We start from the raw sequence: 17752 nt of genomic DNA, 5'->3' as shown, positions 1-17752 counted from the left end.
AACGATAAAAAGGTCGCTTCGGCGGCCTTTTTTTATGGGGAAACGGCACTCAGCCGTAATGGGCGTTAAACGAGGTTTCCAGCGCCTGCACCACCGCGCGCACGCGGGCGGCGCGTTGCAAATCGGGATGCAGCACCAGCCAGATATCCACCCAGTCTTTGTTCTCCGGCAACAGGCGCACCAGCTCCGGGTCTTTGTCCGCCAAAAACGCGGAGAGCAGGCCGATGCCCAGCCCGCTGCGGGTGGCGGAACGCAGCAGCAGCTGCGAATTGCATTGCAGCACCACGTTGGGCTCGTGCAGGGCCTCGCCGCAGAAATTGTTCCAGTGGCGCGGCACCAGCTCGCGCGGGAACATCAGCAGATCGTGGCCGCGCAGCTGCTCGCCCCTGAGCGGCATGCCGCGCCGCGCCAGGTAGTGTGGGCTGGCGTACAGACCCATTTCGATGGTGGATAAGCGTTTGATGATCAGCTCATCGTCATCGGGGCGGGCGCCACGGATCGCCAGATCTGCGCCGTGGTAAGAGATATCGGCGATGTTCAGCGCCGTTAACAGCGTGACGGTGATGGCGGGGTAGCGTTCCCGCAGATCTTGCAGCGCCGGCATCACGAAGGCTTCGGCCAGGGTATCGGTGGTGGCGATGCGCACGTTGCCGCTCAGGCTTTCGTCACCGCTGGCGGCTTTGCGGTTGATCGCCTGCACCGCATTTTCCATCTTCATCACGTCCGCCAGCATTTCTTCCCCCAACGGGCTGAGGGCGAAGGATTTCGGCGTGCGGATAAACAGCTTGGAACCGAGCGCGTCCTCGAAAGCGGACAACCGTCGACCGACGGTCGCCTGATCGACATGCAGCTGGCTGGCGGCTTTGCGTAGCGTGCCGCAGCGCGCGACGGCCAAAAAGAAGCGCGCGTCGTCCCAATTTATCATGCCATTTCCTCTCTGCAGATTTGTCGGCGCCGTAGGAAACAGGCCGGGCCGGACGAATGATAACGGGTTATATCATAAAGCGTTGCTCTGCCCTGGGGGAGAGAAAGACGGCTAGCGGCCTGCACATCGGCGGTTATTTCTCCGGTGATGCAAGAATGCATCAGGGTGATTCATTCTTGACGATACTTCGCCCGCCGCCGTAACGCTATGATAAGCCCCGTTCCCGGCCCGCCGGGTGAGAAAGATGTCGATGGCAGGCCGCCGTCTGCCGACTTTGGGAGTTGAAACATGTCAGAAAATACCGCCAGCCAGATCGCGGCGCCGCAAAATGCTCAGGCGTCGCGCAGGACCATTTTATTGTTCCTGGCGCTGGCTTTGATGTCGGCATTGCTGAACAGCAGTGCGCCGACGCCGCTTTATCCGCTGTATCAGCAGCAGTTTGCGCTGAGTTCCGTCAGCCTGACCGTTGTTTACGGTGCCTACGCCGCCGGCGTACTGATCGCTTTGTTCGGCGTCGGCAATCTGGCCGGCAAAGTGAAGGATTTGCGCAGCGTGATCGTGCCGGCATTGCTGGTGGTGTTGAGCGGTGCGCTGCTGTTTGCGCTGGCGGATACCTTTGTCATGATGCTCATGGCGCGACTGCTGGCCGGGGTGGGCACCGGGGCATTGACCGGGGCGGCAAACATCGCCCTGGTGCGTTTTGGGCCACAAGACGGCGGTAAAAACGCCGCGCTGATCGCCACGTTGTCCTTTACCACAGGGTTGGCGCTGGGCCCGATCTTCAGCGGCATCGCTTTGCAGACCGGTTTTCATCCCACGACGCTGCCGTTCGTTTTCATCATGATCATTGCCGCCGTGGCGGCGTTGGGCGTGATGTTCTCGTGGCCGCGTGGCGTGGTCGCGGCGCCGACCCGCGCTGCGCCGGCGGCGACAGAAAAAAGCACGCTGCTCGATGGCCTGCGCGCCACCGGCGGTAAATTCTTTGTGTGTGCCGGGGCGCTGTTTATCTGTTGGGCTCTGGCCGCCAGCATTTTGGCTATTGGCCCCAGCGTGGCGGAAACGCTGTTAGGCATGCACCAGCGGGGCGTCTTTGGCTATGCGATTGCGGTGTATCTGTTGATCGCCGGTATTAGCCAGATCCTGAGCCGCCGCCTTAACGCGCGTCATTCGCTGTTGTTCGGTTGCCTGGCGCAGGTGCTGGCGGCGGTGGTATTCGCTGCGGCGATCCAATGGCATTCACTGTGGCTGGCGGCTGCGGGCCTAGTGGTGGCCGGCTATGCTTACGGCGCCATTTTCGTCGGCAGCGCGACCCTGGTAAACCTGATTTCGCCGCCGGCCAGCCATGCGCGTTTGCTTTCACTGTTTTACGTTATCGCTTATATCGCCAACTGGGTGCCGATCTTGCTGGGGATCGTGGTCGACCGTGTCGATCTGCAGCAGGCAACCCATCTGCTGTTCCTGAGCAGCACCACGGTATGCCTGTTGTTGGCATGGATGACGGTACGTGTAGGGTTCCCACGTTAATAATTTTGTGATTTAAGTCTCTTTTATTTAATTAATTATTCTTTAATTGCATTTATATTGTGATTTTAATCACATGAAATAACCGGCTTTCGGGTAAACTGCGCGCTTTCTTTTTGCCGCGGGTCACTTTATGAACGTTCTTTTCGCCATTGCCGTTACTACCGGGATCCTCTCCGGCGTGTGGGGCTGGGTTGCCGTCAGCCTGGGGCTGATCGGTTGGGCCGGTTTTCTCGGCTGCACGGCCTATTTCGCCTGCCCGCAGGGCGGGCTGAAAGGGCTGTTGATCGGCGCGTTGACCTGCTGCAGCGGCGTCTTCTGGGCAATGGCGATCATCCACGGCAGCGAACTGGCGCCACAGTGGGAGCTGCTGGGGTATCTGCTGACCGGCGTCGTTGCGTTCCTGATGTGCATTCAGGCCAAACAGCAGTGGCTGGGGTTTGTGCCCGGCACCTTTATCGGCGCCTGTGCGACCTTCGCCGGCGGCGGAGATTGGCCGCTGGTGACGCTTTCTCTGCTGGTGGGCTTGCTGTTTGGCTATGCGATGAAAAACAGCGGTCTGTGGTGGGCGGCGCGCAGCGAAAAAGCCCGTGTCGCACAGCCGGTCAGCCCGAATGCCGGCTCAAACGGTGCCGCCAAGTGAGAGGCGGTAGTGCAGATCGTGGCGCTCGGCGCAGGGTTCGCCCGCGATCCGCAGCAGCAGCATTTCAGCGGCGGTTTTCCCCATGTCAAAGCGCGGCGTGATCACGCTGGCGATGCCCGGCGTGGTCGCCTGGCCAATATCCAGGCCGTGAAAACCCGATAGCGCAATCTCCTGCGGCACGCGCACGCCGAGACGCAGGCAGGCCTGCAACACGCCCACCGCCAGATCGTCGTTGGTGCACAGGATACCGTCCAACTGCGGGTAGCGTTCGCGCGCCATCGCCAGCATGTCGGCGCCGATCGAAACCGAAGAGACCCGATGCGGCGTGATCTGGCGCGGCGTTTGCCCCTGAGCCGCCATGGCGCGGCAGTACCCCCGATAGCGTTTATTGTCGCGGGCGTCCGACATGGCGCCAAAGTAAACGATATGCCGTTTGCCGCTGGCGAGCAGCGCTTCGGTCATGTCATACCCCGCCTGTTCATTATCAAACCCCACCGCAATCCGCCCCGGCGGCGCGTCGAGATCCATCACCTGCGCGAGGGGGATTTTGGCGGCGCCGAGGTAGGTCTCTGCGCGCAAGGTATGCGCAGAGTCGGTGAGGATCAGCCCGGCGATCGGGTAGCTCAACAGCTGTGCGATCTGCTCTTCTTCCCGCTGCGGGCTGTAATCGTAGTTCACCACCAGCGTTTGGTAACCCCGCGCTTGGGTAACGGATTCGATGCCGGCCAGCAGGTCGGCGAAGATCTGGTTGTTGAAGGAGGGGATCAGCACGCCGATGCGCGGTTTTCTGCCGGCCTGTGCGGCATCGGCGCCGGTGACGTTCAGCTCCCGCATGACCTGCGCAATGCGTTCGGCGGTGTCGGCCGCCACTTTTTCCGGCGTGCGCAGGAAGCGGCTGACGGTCATTTTGGTCACGCCGGCCAATTGCGCGATGTCCTGTAGCGTAACGCGGGGGTGTTTCATTCGGTGGCCTTCACGGGCGGCGCGGCAAGGGCGGATAGCGGTATGTTAACAAATCGATTTGGCGATAACAATGAATGCGCTCCTATTGAAAATGGCTATTTTTCAATTGGATAAATGAGTTTTACCCGCTTGCTGCCTGCGTGAGATCACGTTAAGGGTAACAGGGTTTCGTAACATGATGTTCAGTGATTTCCATCACGTTTTTACCGGTAACAATCGGCTGAGATAGAGGCCTGTCCGATTGGAGGCCTGATGGCCGGGAATCACCATGAATAATCTGTTTTCACTGGATAACAAAATTGTCTTGATCACCGGCGCCTCGCGCGGCATCGGTTTTCTGCTGGCGCGCGGCCTGGCGCAGCAAGGCGCGCATATTCTGGTCAACGCCACCACCGACGAACATGCCCGGCATGCCGCCGATCGCTTGCGCGAAGAGGGCTTGCGTGCCGATGCGGCGGCGTTCGACGTCACCGATTCCCAGGCGGTGCATGCCGCCATCGATCGTATCGAAGCAGATATCGGCGCGATAGACGTCTTGATCAACAACGCCGGCATCCAGCGCCGCCACCCGTTCACCGAGTTTCCGGAGCAAGACTGGGACGACATCATCGCCGTCAACCAGAAGGCGGTTTTCATCGTGTCGCAAACCGTGGCGCGTTATATGGTGCCGCGCCGGCGCGGCAAGATAGTCAACATCGGCTCGATGCAAAGCGAGCTGGGGCGGGACACCATTACCCCTTATGCGGCCTCCAAGGGCGCGGTGAAAATGCTGACGCGCGGCATGTGCGTGGAGCTGGCGCGCTACAACATTCAGGTCAACGGCATCGCCCCCGGCTACTTCAAAACCGAGATGACACAGGCGCTGGCCGACGATCCGGCCTTCACCGCCTGGCTGACCCAACGCACGCCCGCCGCACGCTGGGGCGATCCGCAGGAGCTGATCGGCGCGGCGGTGTTCCTGGCCGCCGACGCCTCCGCTTTCGTCAACGGGCAACTGCTGTTTGTCGATGGCGGCATGTCGGCGGCGGTGTAACCTTTTTTCGTGGAGTGTTGAGATGAAAATTCAAACCCAGTCCTGCGTGGTCAATGGCAAACGCGACGTGGCGGTGATTGCGCAAGAAGTGGATTACCGGGGGCAGGGAACGCTGGTGAAAATCAGCCGCGGCGGCATCTGCGGCTCGGATCTGCATTACTTTCAGGAAGGCAGGGTCGGCAATTTTCAGGTGCGCCAGCCGATGGTGCTGGGCCATGAGGTGATCGGCGAGGTGGTCGCCAGCGATTCGCCGCAGCTGCCGGTCGGGCAGAAGGTGGCGCTCAATCCCAGCAAACCCTGCGGGCAGTGCAAATACTGTCTGGCGCAGCAAAGCAATCAATGCGTCGAGATGCGCTTTTTCGGTAGCGCGATGTATTTTCCGCACGTTGACGGGGCCTTTACCCAATACAAAGTGGTGGATAGCGCGCAGTGCATTCCTTACGGCGCCGATCGCGACGACAGGGTGATGGTGTTCGCCGAACCGCTGGCGGTGGCGATCCACGCGGCGAAGCAGCCCGGCGACGTGACGGGGAAAAAGATCTTCGTGTCCGGCGTCGGCCCGATCGGCTGCCTGCTGGTGGCGGCGCTGAAAGCGCTGGGCGCCGCCGAGATTGTCTGTGCCGATCTCAGCCCGCGCTGCCTGGCGATCGCCAGGCAAATGGGGGCCGATCGGTGCCTGCATGCCGCGGACGACGATGTTAGCGATTATCAGCAGGATAAGGGGTATTTCGACGTCGCCTTCGAAGTGGCGGGGCACCCGCAGTCGCTGCAGCGCTGCCTGGAGATCACCCGCGCCAAAGGCACCGTGGTGCAGGTGGGCATGGGCGGCAGCTTCCCCGATTTCCCGCTGATGTTGTTGATCGCCAAAGAGTTGAATCTGCTCGGATCGTTCCGCTTCGTGGCGGAGTTTGCGCTGGCGGTGGCGTGGCTGGCCGACGGCGTGGTCGATCCGCTGCCGCTGCTGTCGGCGGAGTTCGCCAGCGGGCAGCTGGCGCAGGCGCTGGAGTTTGCCGGCGATAAGCGCCAGGCCGCCAAGGTGCAATTGGTGTTTTAGGGTAAAAGTCCGATGGCCGCAGGCGGCGATCCTTGTCTATAGTGTAGGAACGCTTAATTTTTCAACCACGGAGATCTCACTATGGCAAGACATACGGATGCTGAGCAAACTACGCTGGATGACGATCTGAGAATGCTGACCGAGACGCTGGAAGAAGTGCTGCAATATACCGGCGATCGCGCGGATCAGGCCTACATCGACATCAAGTCGCACGCCGAGCAGGCGCTGAGTGAGGTTAAGGCGCGCTGGGCGAACACCGGTGAATCCTACTACGCGCGCGCCAAAGAAGCGGTGCACCGCACCGATGACTACGTGCGGGATAAACCCTGGCACAGCGTAGGCATCGGCGCCACCGTCGGGCTGGTGCTGGGACTGCTGCTGGCCCGCAAATAAATCACCCATCGGGGCGGCGCAGGCCGCCCCATGTTTTCCGCGGCGGTACGTTCATCCCGCCGTTTCCCCGCTGGCTTTCCCTTATCCCGCCTATACTTCCCGCTAGCCGCCGTCGGAGTGCCTCTATTCCCCTTGTTTTTGTATGGACGGATTGAGCCGGCGCCGCCGCAAGTGTAAAGTATTTGTGTTTTTATTGTTTGTTTTTTGTTCTAAATCAAATAATTATCTGGTGTAAACGCCCAGGGATATACGGCGTTCTTGCGCTGGCGCAAAAGCCGTGAAAATAACACCTCATATAATACAGAGCGTAACTACAGGCGCGGCGTCCGTCGGCTGCGCCGGAGACGATCTCTGTTAACTGACTTGTGAGCGAACTATGTCGACAAGTGTTTTTAATCGCCGGTGGGCGGCTGTGCTGCTCGAGGCGCTGGCCCGCCATGGGGTGCGGCATGTTTGTATCGCTCCGGGATCGCGCTCCACGCCGCTGACGCTGGCCGCCGCGGCTAACCGATCGTTTATCTGTCATACCCATTTTGACGAGCGCGGGCTCGGCCATCTGGCGCTTGGGCTGGCGAAGGCGGCGCGTGAGCCGGTGGCGGTGATCGTCACGTCCGGCACCGCGGCGGCCAACCTTTATCCCGCGTTGATTGAAGCCGGCCTGACCGGTGAGCGGCTGGTGTTTCTCACCGCCGATCGGCCGCCGGAGTTGATCGACTGCGGCGCCAATCAGGCGATCCGTCAAAACGGCCTCTACAGCAGCCACCCGACGCTGGCGATCGATCTGCCGCGTCCTACGCCGGATATTCCGGCCGCGTGGCTGGCCTCCAGCGTCGACAGCGCGATGGCGCGCCTGCAGCACGGCGCTTTGCACATCAACTGCCCGTTCGCCGAGCCGCTGTACGGCGGCGACGAACGTCACTATGCCGACTGGTCCGCCGCGCTGGGCGACTGGTGGCAGAGCGATCGCCCGTGGCTGCAGGAAAGCGAGACGCATGCGGCGCCATTGCCGCAGCCGGACTGGTTCTTCTGGCGGCAAAAGCGCGGCGTGGTGCTGGCCGGGCGCATGAGCGCGCAAGAGGGCGCGCAGGTGGCCGAATGGGCCGCAACGCTGGGCTGGCCGCTGATCGGCGACGTGCTGTCGCAGACCGGGCAACCGCTGCCCTGCGCCGATTTGTGGCTCGCTCACTCGCAGGCGCAGCGCGTACTGCAAGATGCGCAGCTGGTGGTGCAGTTCGGCGGCAGCCTGACCGGCAAACGCCTGCTGCAGTGGCAGGCGCAGTGCCGGCCTGAAGAGTATTGGATCATCGACGAGCTGCCGGGGCGGCTCGATCCGGCCCAGCACCGGGGGCGGCGCCTGCGTGCCGGCGTGGCTCAGTGGTTGGCGCAGCACCCGGCGCAGCCGCGCCAGCCTTGGGCCGCCGGGCTGGCCGTGCTGGCGGATAAAGCGCTGACGGCGGCATCCACGCATCTGCACGATAACTTTGGCGAAGCGCAGCTGGCGCACCGCCTGCCGGAACTGCTGCCGGAGAACGGCCAGCTGTTTCTCGGCAACAGCCTGGTAGTGCGGCTCATCGACGCGCTAACGCCATTGCCCGTCGCCTACCCGGTATTCAGCAACCGCGGTGCCAGCGGCATCGACGGCCTGATCTCCACCGCTGCCGGCGTGCAGCGCGCCACCGCCAGACTGACGTTGGCGGTGGTGGGCGATCTTTCCGCTCTGTATGACCTCAATGCGCTGGCGCTGCTGCGCCAGAGCTCGGCGCCGACGGTGCTGATCGTCGTCAACAACAACGGCGGCCAAATTTTCTCGCTGCTGCCGACGCCGGAAGAGGATCGTCAGCGCTTTTACTGCATGCCGCAGAACGTCGAGTTCAGCCACGCGGCGGCGATGTTCCAGCTGGGTTACGCGCGGCCGGAGAACTGGAGCCAGCTGCAACAGGCGGTTGAACAAGGCTGGCGGCGCGGCGGCGCCACGCTTGTCGAACTGCAGGTGCCACCGAGCGCGGGGGCCGAAAGCCTGCAATACCTGGTGCAACAGATGGCGGTGCAATGATGCTGGCGACGCGAATTTTGCAACAGGGCGAGGCGGGCCGCCCGTGGCTGGTGTGGCTGCATGGCCTGCTTGGCAACAACAATGAATGGCGGGTGATCGCCGCGCGCAGCCCGGAATGGCCGTCGCTGGCCATCGATCTGCCCGGCCACGGCGATTCCGTGGCGGTGAGCTGCCACGGCTTCGACGACATCAGCGCGCAGATCGCCGCCGCGCTGCAGCTGCGCAATATCGAACGCTATTGGCTGGTGGGCTACTCGCTCGGCGGGCGCATCGCCATGTATCACGCCTGCCACGGCCACCATGCCGGCCTCCAGGGGGTGATCGTCGAGGGCGGTAATCCGGGGCTGGAGGACGAAGAACAGCGCCGCCGGCGCTGCGAACAGGATGCGCTGTGGGCGGTGCGTTTTCGCAGTGAGCCGATCGCCGAGGTCCTGGCGGACTGGTATCAGCAACCGGTGTTCAAAGAGCTCAGCCACGTGCACCGCCAGGCGCTGATCGCCGCGCGCTCGGTCAACAGCGGCCCGGCGATCGCCGACATGCTCGAAGCCACGTCGCTCGGGCGGCAGCCCTATCTGGCGCCGCAGCTGCGCCAACTGACCGTGCCGCTGCGGGTGCTGTGCGGTGAGAACGACCCCAAATTTCAACGGCTGGCGCGCGACGCCGGGTTGCCGTTGCGCATCGTGCCGCAGGCCGGGCACAACGCGCACCTGGCCAATCCGCAGGATTTCGTCGCCGAGCTGCAGACCTTTCTCGTTAACCCTGGTTAAAGGAACCGAACATGCTTTATCCGAATGAAGAACAGCTGTATGCCGCTATCGCCTGGCAGGATTGCACCGGCGATTTCGAAGACATTCTGTATCACAAGTCCGCCGACGGCATCGCCAAAATCACCATTAACCGGCCGCAGGTGCGCAACGCGTTTCGCCCGCAAACGGTTAAAGAGATGATCGACGCGCTGGCCAACGCCCGTTACGACGACGGCATCGGCGTCATTATTCTGACCGGCGCCGGCGATAAGGCCTTCTGCTCCGGCGGCGATCAGAAAGTGCGCGGCGATTACGGCGGCTATCGCGACGACAGCGGCGTGCATCACCTCAACGTGCTGGACTTCCAGCGCCAGATCCGCACCTGCCCGAAACCGGTGGTGGCGATGGTGGCCGGTTATTCGATCGGCGGCGGTCACGTGCTGCACATGATGTGCGATCTGACCATCGCGGCGGATAACGCCATCTTCGGCCAGACCGGCCCGAAAGTGGGCTCGTTCGACGGCGGCTGGGGCGCGTCTTACATGGCGCGCATCGTCGGCCAGAAGAAGGCGCGCGAAATCTGGTTCCTGTGCCGCCAGTACGATGCCGCCGCCGCGCTGGACATGGGGCTGGTCAATACCGTGGTGCCGCTGGCCGATCTGGAAAAAGAGACGGTGCGCTGGTGCCGCGAAATGCTGCAGAACAGCCCGATGGCGCTGCGCTGCCTGAAGGCGGCGCTGAACGCCGACTGCGACGGCCAGGCCGGTTTGCAGGAGCTGGCGGGCAACGCCACCATGCTGTTCTACATGACCGACGAAGGGCAGGAAGGGCGCAACGCGTTCAACGAGAAGCGTCAGCCGGACTTCAGCAAATTCAAGCGTAACCCGTAATGAACGGGGTAAACCGCAGCGCGGCGCTTTACCGTTACAGCCTGCCGATGGAGGCGGGCGTGGTGCTGCGCAATCAGCGGTTGAAAACGCGTGACGGATGGGTGGTGCAGCTGCGTCAGGGCGAGCGTGAAGGCTGGGGCGAGATCGCGCCGCTGCCGGAATTCAGCCGGGAAACGCTGGCGCAGGCCGAACAGGCCGCGTTGGACTGGCTGCAGGCCTGGTTGGCGGGCAACGAACCGGATGACAGCGCGCTGCCCTCGGTGGCCTTTGGGCTCAGCTGCGCGCAGGCCGAGCTGGAGCAGCGCTTGCCGACGCAGGCGGATTTCCGCAAGGCGCCGCTGTGTACCGGCGATCCGGACGAGCTGTTCGAGATATTGAGCGCCTTGCCGGGCGAGAAAGTCGCTAAGGTGAAGGTGGGGCTGTATGAGGCGGTGCGCGACGGCATGATCGTCAACGTGCTGCTGGAGGCGCTGCCGGATCTGCGGCTGCGGCTGGACGCCAACCGCAGCTGGACCCGCGCCAAAGCCGACGGCTTCGCCAAATATGTCAACCCGGCGTGGCGCGATCGCATTGCCTTTTTGGAAGAGCCCTGCAAGACCCGTGATGAATCGCGCGATTTCGCCCGGGCGACCGGCATCGCCATCGCCTGGGATGAGAGCGTGCGCGAGGCGGACTTTGTAGTCCAGGCCGAGCCGGGCGTGGCAGCCATCGTGATCAAGCCGACGCTGGTCGGCAGCCTGGCGCGCTGCCAGGCGCTGGTGGCGCAGGCGCACGCGGCGGGGCTGACGGCGGTGATCAGCTCCAGCATCGAGTCCAGCCTGGGGTTAACCCAGCTGGCGCGCATCGCCCGCTGGCTGACGCCGGACACCGTGCCGGGGCTGGATACGCTGGGGCTGATGCAGGCGCAGGTGCTGCGGCCTTGGCCGGGTAGCGCATTGCCGCTGCTGGATGCCTCGGCGCTGGAGTGCCTATGGCGCCGTTAAGCGATTGGCCATGGCGGCACTGGGCGAGCCTTCAACCGCAGGCGACGGCGCTGCTGCTTGGCGAGCGGCCGCTGAGTTGGCTGGCGTTGCAAGGCCAGGTGGATGAGCTGGCGGCGGACTTCCAGCACCAGGGCGTGGAGCCGGGCTGTGGCGTGGCGCTGTGCGGTAAAAACAGCTACCCGCTACTGTTGGCCTATCTGGCGCTGCTGCAATGCGGCGCGCGCCTGTTGCCGCTCAATCCTGCCTTGCCGACGCCGCTGCTGGCACAGCTGTTACCCGAATTGGACATCACCTTTGCCTTCGGCCCGGATCCGTTGCCGGCGCTGCCGGAAGAGGTGATTCGATTGACGCCGCCCTCGACCGAGCCGCGCTGGCCGAACCTGCCGATGTGGGATGCGCAACGTCTGGCGACGCTGACGCTGACCTCGGGCTCCAGCGGCCTGCCGAAAGCGGCGGCGCACAGCTACGCCAATCATCTGGCCAGCGCCGCCGGGGTGTTGCGGCTGATGGATTTTCAGCGCGAGGATTGCTGGCTGCTGTCATTGCCGCTGTTTCACGTCTCCGGCCAGGGCATCGTCTGGCGCTGGCTGGCGGCGGGGGCGCGGCTGGCGGTGCGCGAGATGCATCCGCTGGCCGAGGCGTTGGCGGGATGCACGCACGCCTCGCTGGTGCCGACACAGCTCTGGCGGCTGCTGGCGCAACCGCTGACGGGCATGACGCTGAAAGAGGTGCTGCTCGGTGGCGCCATGATCCCGGTGGCGCTGACCGAACGGGCGGAAGCGGCGGGGATCCGCTGCTGGTGCGGCTATGGGCTGACCGAACTGGCTTCCACGGTGTGCGCCAAGCGAGCCGATGCGCGGCCGGGCGTCGGCCTGCCGCTCAGCGGCCGCGAGGTAAAACTGGTGGACGAAGAGGTCTGGATCCGCGCCGACAGTCTGGCGCTCGGCTACTGGCGTCATGGCCAGCTGCAGCCGCTGGCGGATGAACAGGGTTGGTTCGCGACCCGCGATCGCGGCGCGATGGCCGAGGGAGAACTGCGCATTTTGGGCCGGCTGGACAACCTGTTTTTCAGCGGCGGCGAAGGGGTGCAGCCGGAGGATATCGAACGCGTGTTGGCGGCGCACCCGCAGATCTCGCAGGCGTTTGTGGTGCCGGCGGCGGACGCCGAGTTCGGCCAGCGGCCGGTGGCGGTAATCGACGGCGATCCGTCGCTGTCGCTGGCGGCGTTGCTCGCCTGGTCGCAGGACAAGCTGGCCAATTTCCAACGCCCGGTGGCGCTGCTCCCGCTGCCTGACGAGCTGAAAAACGGCGGCATCAAGATTTCGCGCCGCCAGTTGCAGCAATGGGTGGCGCAGCGCCTCTCTCAGGCATAAAAAAGCCGCCCGAAAGGGCGGCTGAGTGGATGACGGCAGGGGATTATTTCAGCCCCAGCGCCTTGGCGACGCCGGCGCCGTAGTCCGGGTGCACCTTGGTGAACAGCTCGACCTGACGGCGCTGGATTTGCTCCGGCACCTGCGACAGTTCGCCGGCGATGCGGGTGAACATGCGCTGGTGCTCTTCGGCGCTCAGCAGGTTGAACAGCGCGCGCGGCTGGCTGTAGTAATCGTCGTCTTCACGATGGTTCCAGTGGTCGGCCGCGCCCTCAATGCTCAGCGGCGGCTCGCTGAAGTCCGGCTGCTCCTGGAACAGGCCGAAGCTGTTTGGTTCGTAGGTGGCGCCGTTGCCGCTGTTGCCGTCCACGCGCATCGCGCCGTCGCGATGGTAGTTGTGGAACGGGCATTTGGCGCCGTTCACCGGGATCTGGTGGTGGTTGACGCCCAGGCGATAGCGGTGCGCATCGCCATAGGAGAACAGACGGCCCTGCAGCATTTTATCCGGCGAGAAACTGATGCCCGGCACCACGTTGGCGGGGTTCATCGCCACCTGCTCAACCTCGGAGAAGTAGTTGTCGGGGTTGCGGTTCAGCTCGAAATAGCCGACGTCGATCAGCGGATAGTCGCCGTGCGGCCACACCTTGGTCAGATCGAACGGGTTGTATGGCGTCTGCGAGGCTTCGTGTTCCGGCATGATCTGAATTTGCAGCTTCCAGCGCGGGAAGTCGCCGCGTTTGATCGCGTCGAACAGATCGCGCTGTGAGCTTTCGCGATCCTTGGCGATGATCGCTTCCGCTTCTTCATCCATCAGGTTTTCAATGCCTTGCTGGCAGCGGAAGTGGAATTTCACCCAGAAACGTTCGTTGGCGGCATTGATAAAGCTGAAGGTGTGGCTGCCGAAGCCGTGCATGTGGCGATAGGATTTCGGAATGCCGCGATCGCTGAAGTCAATGGTCAGCTGGTGCAGCGACTCCGGCAGGTGGGAGAAGAAGTCCCATTTGTAGACCGGGTTGCGCAGGTTGGTATGCGGATCGCGTTTCACCACGTGGTTGAGATCGGGGAATTTCAGCGGATCGCGCAGGTAGAACACCGGCGTATCGTTACCCACCAAATCCCAGTTGCCTTCTTCGGTATAGAACTTCATGGCGAAGCCGCGAATGTCGCGTTCGGCGTCGGCGGCGCCGCGTTCACCGGCGACGGTGGAGAAGCGGATGAACATGTCGGTCTGTTTGCCGACCTCGGAGAAGATCTTGGCGCGGGTGTAGCGGGTGATGTCGTGGGTGACGGTAAAGGTGCCGTAAGCGCCGGATCCCTTGGCGTGCATGCGGCGCTCGGGGATGACTTCACGGTCGAAGTGGGCCAATTTTTCCAGGAACCACACGTCCTGCAACAGCATCGGGCCGCGTTTGCCTGCGGTGATCACGTTATTGTTATCGACAACCGGGGCGCCGGCTGCGGTGGTCAGTCCTTTCTTGCTCATCACTTGCTCCTTATCGTAGTGCAGTTAAGTAAAGACTCGGGCGGTTTAAGCGTTCATCAGCATAGTCCTTTGGCGGGGCTTCTTCCCCTGACCTTGGTCAAAGCCACTACTAGTTGTAGCCCTATTGCCGAGCGACGGCAAATAGGTCTCGGTTATCGTTGGCATTGCCTTGACGAATATAGAATGTTGTTTGCAAATATTTACATTTATTTGATTATTGAAGAATTTTTTCGCTTTTATCCCTTAAATACTCATTGCGCTTTGGTATAGACTCGTGACGTTATTATTATGCGTTGATTCGATCATTCGGCACGGATGACAAACCAGAGGGAAAGATGATGAAAAAGACTTGGGTCGCGTGCGCGGCAGGATTGCTGTTGGTGACCGGCGCGGCGAACGCCATCAGCGTGTCGGGCGAAGCCGGGCAACACTACACCAACCTGGGCGTTGGCATGAGCACCGGCTCTTCTGGTCTGGGCCTGACCGGCAACTGGGCGCGCAGCGACCACGACGGTAACGTCGGCAGCGTGGGGCTGAACTTCGGCGTGCCGCTGGGGCCGTTGACGGCGACCGTGGGCGCCAAGGCGCTGTACCTCAGCCCGAAAGACGGGAAGAGCGGCGGGGCGGTGGCGCTGGGCGGCGGCCTGGAGTGGGAGATCAACCGTTACTTCAGCCTGCACGGCGAAGGGTACTTTGCCCCTGAATCCTTCACCAGCGGCGTGAAAGCCTATAACGAAGCCAGCGGCGGCCTGCGCTGGAAGTTCCGTCCGCTGAGCGTGGACGTGGGCTACCGTTACATGCAAATGGAAGGCAAAGACGGACGTCGCGACAACACGCTGGCCGATGGCCCTTACGTCGGCGTGGGTCTGAGCTTCTGACGCTGTGAAAAAGGGGCCTTCAGGCCCCTTTGTTTTTTCTGTTCCGCTTACCCTACCGCTGGCAGCATGCCGCTGGCGATGCCCAGTTGAATGGCGATTACCGTCACCCCGCAGACAAACACCAACGCCAGCGCCGGCGTACCGCCCCAGACGCGATACTGTGCCTGATGTTTTTGGCGCGTTTTCCACACCAGCAGTGAAGGCAACAGCAGCGCCAACACCGACAAGGCAATGGCGGCGAATCCCAGCGCCAGCACGAAGCCGCGCGGATAGAACAGCGCGAAGGCCAGCGGCGGCAAGAAGGTGATGGCGCCGGTTTGCAGGCGGCCACGCACGTTGTCTTGCCGCTTGAACAGGTCGGCCAGGAAATCGAACAGCCCGAGCGCGACGCCGAGGAACGAGGTCGCCAGCGCCAGATCGGCGAACAGGTGCACCGCCAGTTCAACGTGCGGCGAGGCCACCGCGTCGCGCACCGCCTGCAACAGGCCGTTCAGCCCGGCCTGCTGCGCCAGAATGCCGACGAAGGTGTCGGAGCTGATGCTGCCCAGCGTTGCCAGCTGCCAGAAGATGTAGGCCATCAGCGGGATAGCGCTGCCGATGATAAACACCCAGCGCAGTTTGCGAATGTTGCCGCCCATATAGTTGACGATGCTCGGCACGCTGCCGTGGAAGCCGAAAGAGGTGAAGATCACCGGAATGGCCGACAGCGCCAGGCCTTGCTCCAGCGGCAGCGTCATCAGGTTGGTTTGATGGATATTCGGCAACATCAGGCCGAGCATCACCACCAGAAATACCACTTTGGCGCTGAACAGGATGCGGTTGAACAAATCGACCGAGTGGGTGCCGATGCACACCACGCCGCCGGCTACCAGGGTGAATAGCAGAACGCCGAGCGACACCGGGAAGTCCTGCGACGTCCACTGGCTGATGCTGGTGGCGAGCAGTTCGCCGGCGCCGCTGATGTAGGCGGCGGTGAGGGCATACATCAGGAACATCATGCTAAAGCTGGTCAGCCACTGGCCGCCGCCGCCGAGATAACGTTTGGCGAGGGTGCCCAGACCGGTATCCGCCTGCTCATGCTGGTAAACCTCTACCAGCAGCAGCGCGGTGTAACACATCAACAGCCACAGCCCGACCAGTAAGGCCAGCGTGACGCCGAAGCCGACGCCGGCCGCCGCCAGCGGCATCGCCAGCATCCCGGCGCCAATGGTGGTGCCCGCCACGATAAAAACACTGCCAAGAGTGCGATTCTTCACGTTTTTTCTCTACCAGCCGAAAGATTTTGAAAATTATAGGTAACGATTTATGAGGATGGCAGGATAGTGGAAGCCCTAATTTGTGTCAAACCGACGTTACGCATGATGTACAGTAATGTTTACATTGCGGCGAGCTGCATGGCACATGAGGAACGGACCCATGGCTGAAATTATCCGCAGGCGGCTAGTGAAAAGTTATTTACGGGCTTCTATAGTGGAATGACCAAAAAATGTGGGAGAGATCAATGTTAAGGGTGGAGATGCTCAGCACCGGCGATGAGGTGCTGCACGGGCAAATTATTGATACCAACGCCGCCTGGCTGGCGGACTACCTGTTCCGGCAGGGAGTGCCGATGAGCGGGCGGGAAACGATCGGGGATAGCCTCTCTGCGTTGATCGAGATCCTGCAGGAACGAAGCCATATCGCCGATGTGCTGATCGTCAACGGCGGCCTGGGGCCGACCAGCGACGATCTCAGCGCGCTGGCCGCCGCCAAAGCCTGCGGCGTCGAGCTGGTTGAACGGGCCGACTGGCTGGCGCGCATGGAAGCCTATTTCGCCGAGCGCGGGCGGCCGATGGCCCCTTCCAATCGCAAGCAGGCGCAGATCCCGGCCAACGCGGAAATGCTGGATAACCCGGTGGGCACCGCCTGCGGGTTCGCGCTGCAGCTGAACCGATGTCAGATGTTCTTCACCCCCGGCGTGCCGTCGGAATTCAAAGTGATGGTCGAACAGCAGATCGTGCCGCGTCTGCGCCAGCGCTTCACCTTGCCGACGCCGCCGCTGTGCCTGCGCCTGACCACCTTCGGCACCTCCGAGAGCGATCTGGCCGCCGAGCTGGACGGTATGCCGCTGCCGCCGGATATGGTGCTGGGTTACCGTTCCTCCAGCCCGATCATCGAGCTGAAGCTGACCGGGCCGGAAAGCCGGCGTGCGGAAATGGATCAGGCCTGGCGGCGTGTGCGCGAGGTGGCGGGGGACAACTGCATTTTTGAAGGCACTATCGGGTTGCCGGCGACGCTGACGCAGCGCCTGAATCAGCAAGGGCTGAAGCTGGCGTTGAGCGAACAGTTCAGCGGCGGGTTGATCAATCTGCAGCTGCAGAGCGAAGGGGCGCCGCTGGCAGGGGGAGAGCTGCTGCCGGCGCACTGCATCGAAACGCTGGAAACCACGCTGGCGCGCGCCCGCTCGCTGGCGGAATTGACCGGCGCGCCGTTGGCGTTGGCGGTCAGCGCCATGTGCGACGAGCAGGTGAGCATTGCGCTGCACACACCGCGCGGCGGCATTGGCCAGACCGTGCGCTATCGCGCGTCGCGCCACGGCCTGCGGCTGCGTCAGGAGTCGGTGGCGATGCTGGCGCTGGATATGCTGCGCCGCTGGCTGAATGGGGGCCAGGCGTGCGGTAAAAACGCCTGGCTGGAGGTGGTGGAAATTATCGAGTGACGGTCATGGCGCCGAGTTGCCGGCGCCACGGTTTTGCTGCAGCCGTTCGGACGCCAGGCGTGAAAGGCGTATCGCCGCCGCGCCCCGCGTTTGCAGATCTTGCACCATAGTCCTTTAGC

At 62.7% G+C, this 17752-nt stretch carries 16 protein-coding genes; 12 read left to right on the top strand and 4 right to left on the bottom strand.

Annotated elements, in window-relative coordinates; translation table 11 throughout:
- Positions 1-49: 49 nt before the first annotated feature.
- Entirely contained in the window at positions 50-925 is an 876-nt protein-coding gene (locus ACK3CV_RS17405; protein ID WP_164039981.1) for a LysR family transcriptional regulator, read from the bottom strand.
- A gap of 288 nt (positions 926-1213) precedes the next feature.
- Here ACK3CV_RS17405 and ACK3CV_RS17400 point away from each other — a divergent pair, with 288 nt between their 5' ends.
- A complete protein-coding gene (locus ACK3CV_RS17400; RefSeq protein WP_164039979.1) occupies positions 1214-2449 on the top strand; it encodes an MFS transporter in 1236 nt (411 codons plus the stop codon).
- Positions 2450-2579: 130 nt separating this feature from the next.
- Positions 2580-3089 carry a DUF1097 domain-containing protein gene (locus ACK3CV_RS17395; protein WP_164039977.1) on the top strand — a complete coding sequence of 170 codons (510 nt, stop codon included), beginning with the start codon at positions 2580-2582 and terminating at the stop codon, positions 3087-3089.
- Here the strand turns inward: ACK3CV_RS17395 and ACK3CV_RS17390 are convergent.
- Positions 3069-4052 carry a LacI family DNA-binding transcriptional regulator gene (locus ACK3CV_RS17390; RefSeq protein WP_164039975.1) on the bottom strand — a complete coding sequence of 328 codons (984 nt, stop codon included), beginning with the start codon at positions 4050-4052 and terminating at the stop codon, positions 3069-3071. The two genes, ACK3CV_RS17395 and ACK3CV_RS17390, sit on opposite strands and share 21 nt — an antisense overlap.
- Positions 4053-4320: 268 nt before the next feature.
- On the opposite strand from ACK3CV_RS17390, the gene idnO reads away from it, so the two are divergent.
- The 8 genes from idnO (at position 4321) to menE (ending at position 12577) form a co-directional block, all read left to right on the top strand.
- Positions 4321-5085 (top strand): gluconate 5-dehydrogenase, encoded by a 765-nt coding sequence (gene idnO, locus ACK3CV_RS17385; protein ID WP_033648038.1) that lies wholly within the window; start codon positions 4321-4323, stop codon positions 5083-5085.
- 22 nt (positions 5086-5107) lie between these two features.
- Positions 5108-6139, top strand: coding sequence for an L-idonate 5-dehydrogenase (idnD, locus tag ACK3CV_RS17380; protein ID WP_164039973.1), 1032 nt, complete (start codon positions 5108-5110; stop codon positions 6137-6139).
- A gap of 81 nt (positions 6140-6220) precedes the next feature.
- Complete coding sequence (gene elaB, locus ACK3CV_RS17375; RefSeq protein ID WP_025303653.1) at positions 6221-6532, top strand: stress response protein ElaB; 312 nt, start codon at positions 6221-6223, stop codon at positions 6530-6532.
- A gap of 376 nt (positions 6533-6908) precedes the next feature.
- Entirely contained in the window at positions 6909-8585 is a 1677-nt protein-coding gene (menD, locus tag ACK3CV_RS17370; protein ID WP_164039971.1) for a 2-succinyl-5-enolpyruvyl-6-hydroxy-3-cyclohexene-1-carboxylic-acid synthase, read from the top strand.
- Positions 8582-9352 carry a 2-succinyl-6-hydroxy-2,4-cyclohexadiene-1-carboxylate synthase gene (gene menH, locus ACK3CV_RS17365; protein ID WP_060438459.1) on the top strand — a complete coding sequence of 257 codons (771 nt, stop codon included), beginning with the start codon at positions 8582-8584 and terminating at the stop codon, positions 9350-9352. Before menD ends, menH begins: the two co-directional genes overlap by 4 nt.
- Positions 9353-9363: 11 nt before the next feature.
- The gene (gene menB / locus ACK3CV_RS17360; RefSeq protein ID WP_033635308.1) at positions 9364-10221 is read left to right on the top strand and encodes a 1,4-dihydroxy-2-naphthoyl-CoA synthase; all 858 of its coding nucleotides are present in this window, start codon (positions 9364-9366) and stop codon (positions 10219-10221) included.
- Complete coding sequence (gene menC, locus ACK3CV_RS17355) at positions 10221-11204, top strand: o-succinylbenzoate synthase (RefSeq protein WP_033648034.1); 984 nt, start codon at positions 10221-10223, stop codon at positions 11202-11204. The genes menB and menC overlap by 1 nt, the downstream gene beginning before the upstream one ends.
- Positions 11192-12577 carry an o-succinylbenzoate--CoA ligase gene (menE, locus tag ACK3CV_RS17350; RefSeq protein ID WP_103774207.1) on the top strand — a complete coding sequence of 462 codons (1386 nt, stop codon included), beginning with the start codon at positions 11192-11194 and terminating at the stop codon, positions 12575-12577. The genes menC and menE overlap by 13 nt, the downstream gene beginning before the upstream one ends.
- A gap of 43 nt (positions 12578-12620) precedes the next feature.
- On the opposite strand, the gene katA is transcribed toward menE, so the two are convergent.
- Positions 12621-14057, bottom strand: a complete 1437-nt coding sequence (katA, locus tag ACK3CV_RS17345) for a catalase KatA (protein WP_033648032.1) — start codon at positions 14055-14057, stop codon at positions 12621-12623.
- Positions 14058-14395: 338 nt separating this feature from the next.
- Here katA and ACK3CV_RS17340 point away from each other — a divergent pair, with 338 nt between their 5' ends.
- Positions 14396-14935, top strand: coding sequence for a YfaZ family outer membrane protein (locus ACK3CV_RS17340; protein ID WP_004935943.1), 540 nt, complete (start codon positions 14396-14398; stop codon positions 14933-14935).
- A gap of 47 nt (positions 14936-14982) precedes the next feature.
- Here the strand turns inward: ACK3CV_RS17340 and tyrP are convergent, their stop codons facing one another.
- Complete coding sequence (tyrP, locus tag ACK3CV_RS17335) at positions 14983-16191, bottom strand: tyrosine transporter TyrP (protein ID WP_015378562.1); 1209 nt, start codon at positions 16189-16191, stop codon at positions 14983-14985.
- Positions 16192-16436: 245 nt separating this feature from the next.
- Between tyrP and ACK3CV_RS17330 the strand changes: the two genes are divergently transcribed.
- The gene (locus tag ACK3CV_RS17330) at positions 16437-17633 is read left to right on the top strand and encodes a nicotinamide mononucleotide deamidase-related protein YfaY (protein ID WP_164141599.1); all 1197 of its coding nucleotides are present in this window, start codon (positions 16437-16439) and stop codon (positions 17631-17633) included.
- Positions 17634-17752: the final 119 nt, after the last annotated feature.

This window comes from Serratia sp. TSO36 (assembly GCF_057808395.1).
The sequence above is the reverse complement of the archived record's forward strand: the minus strand, read 5'-3'. Positions and strand labels throughout refer to the sequence as shown.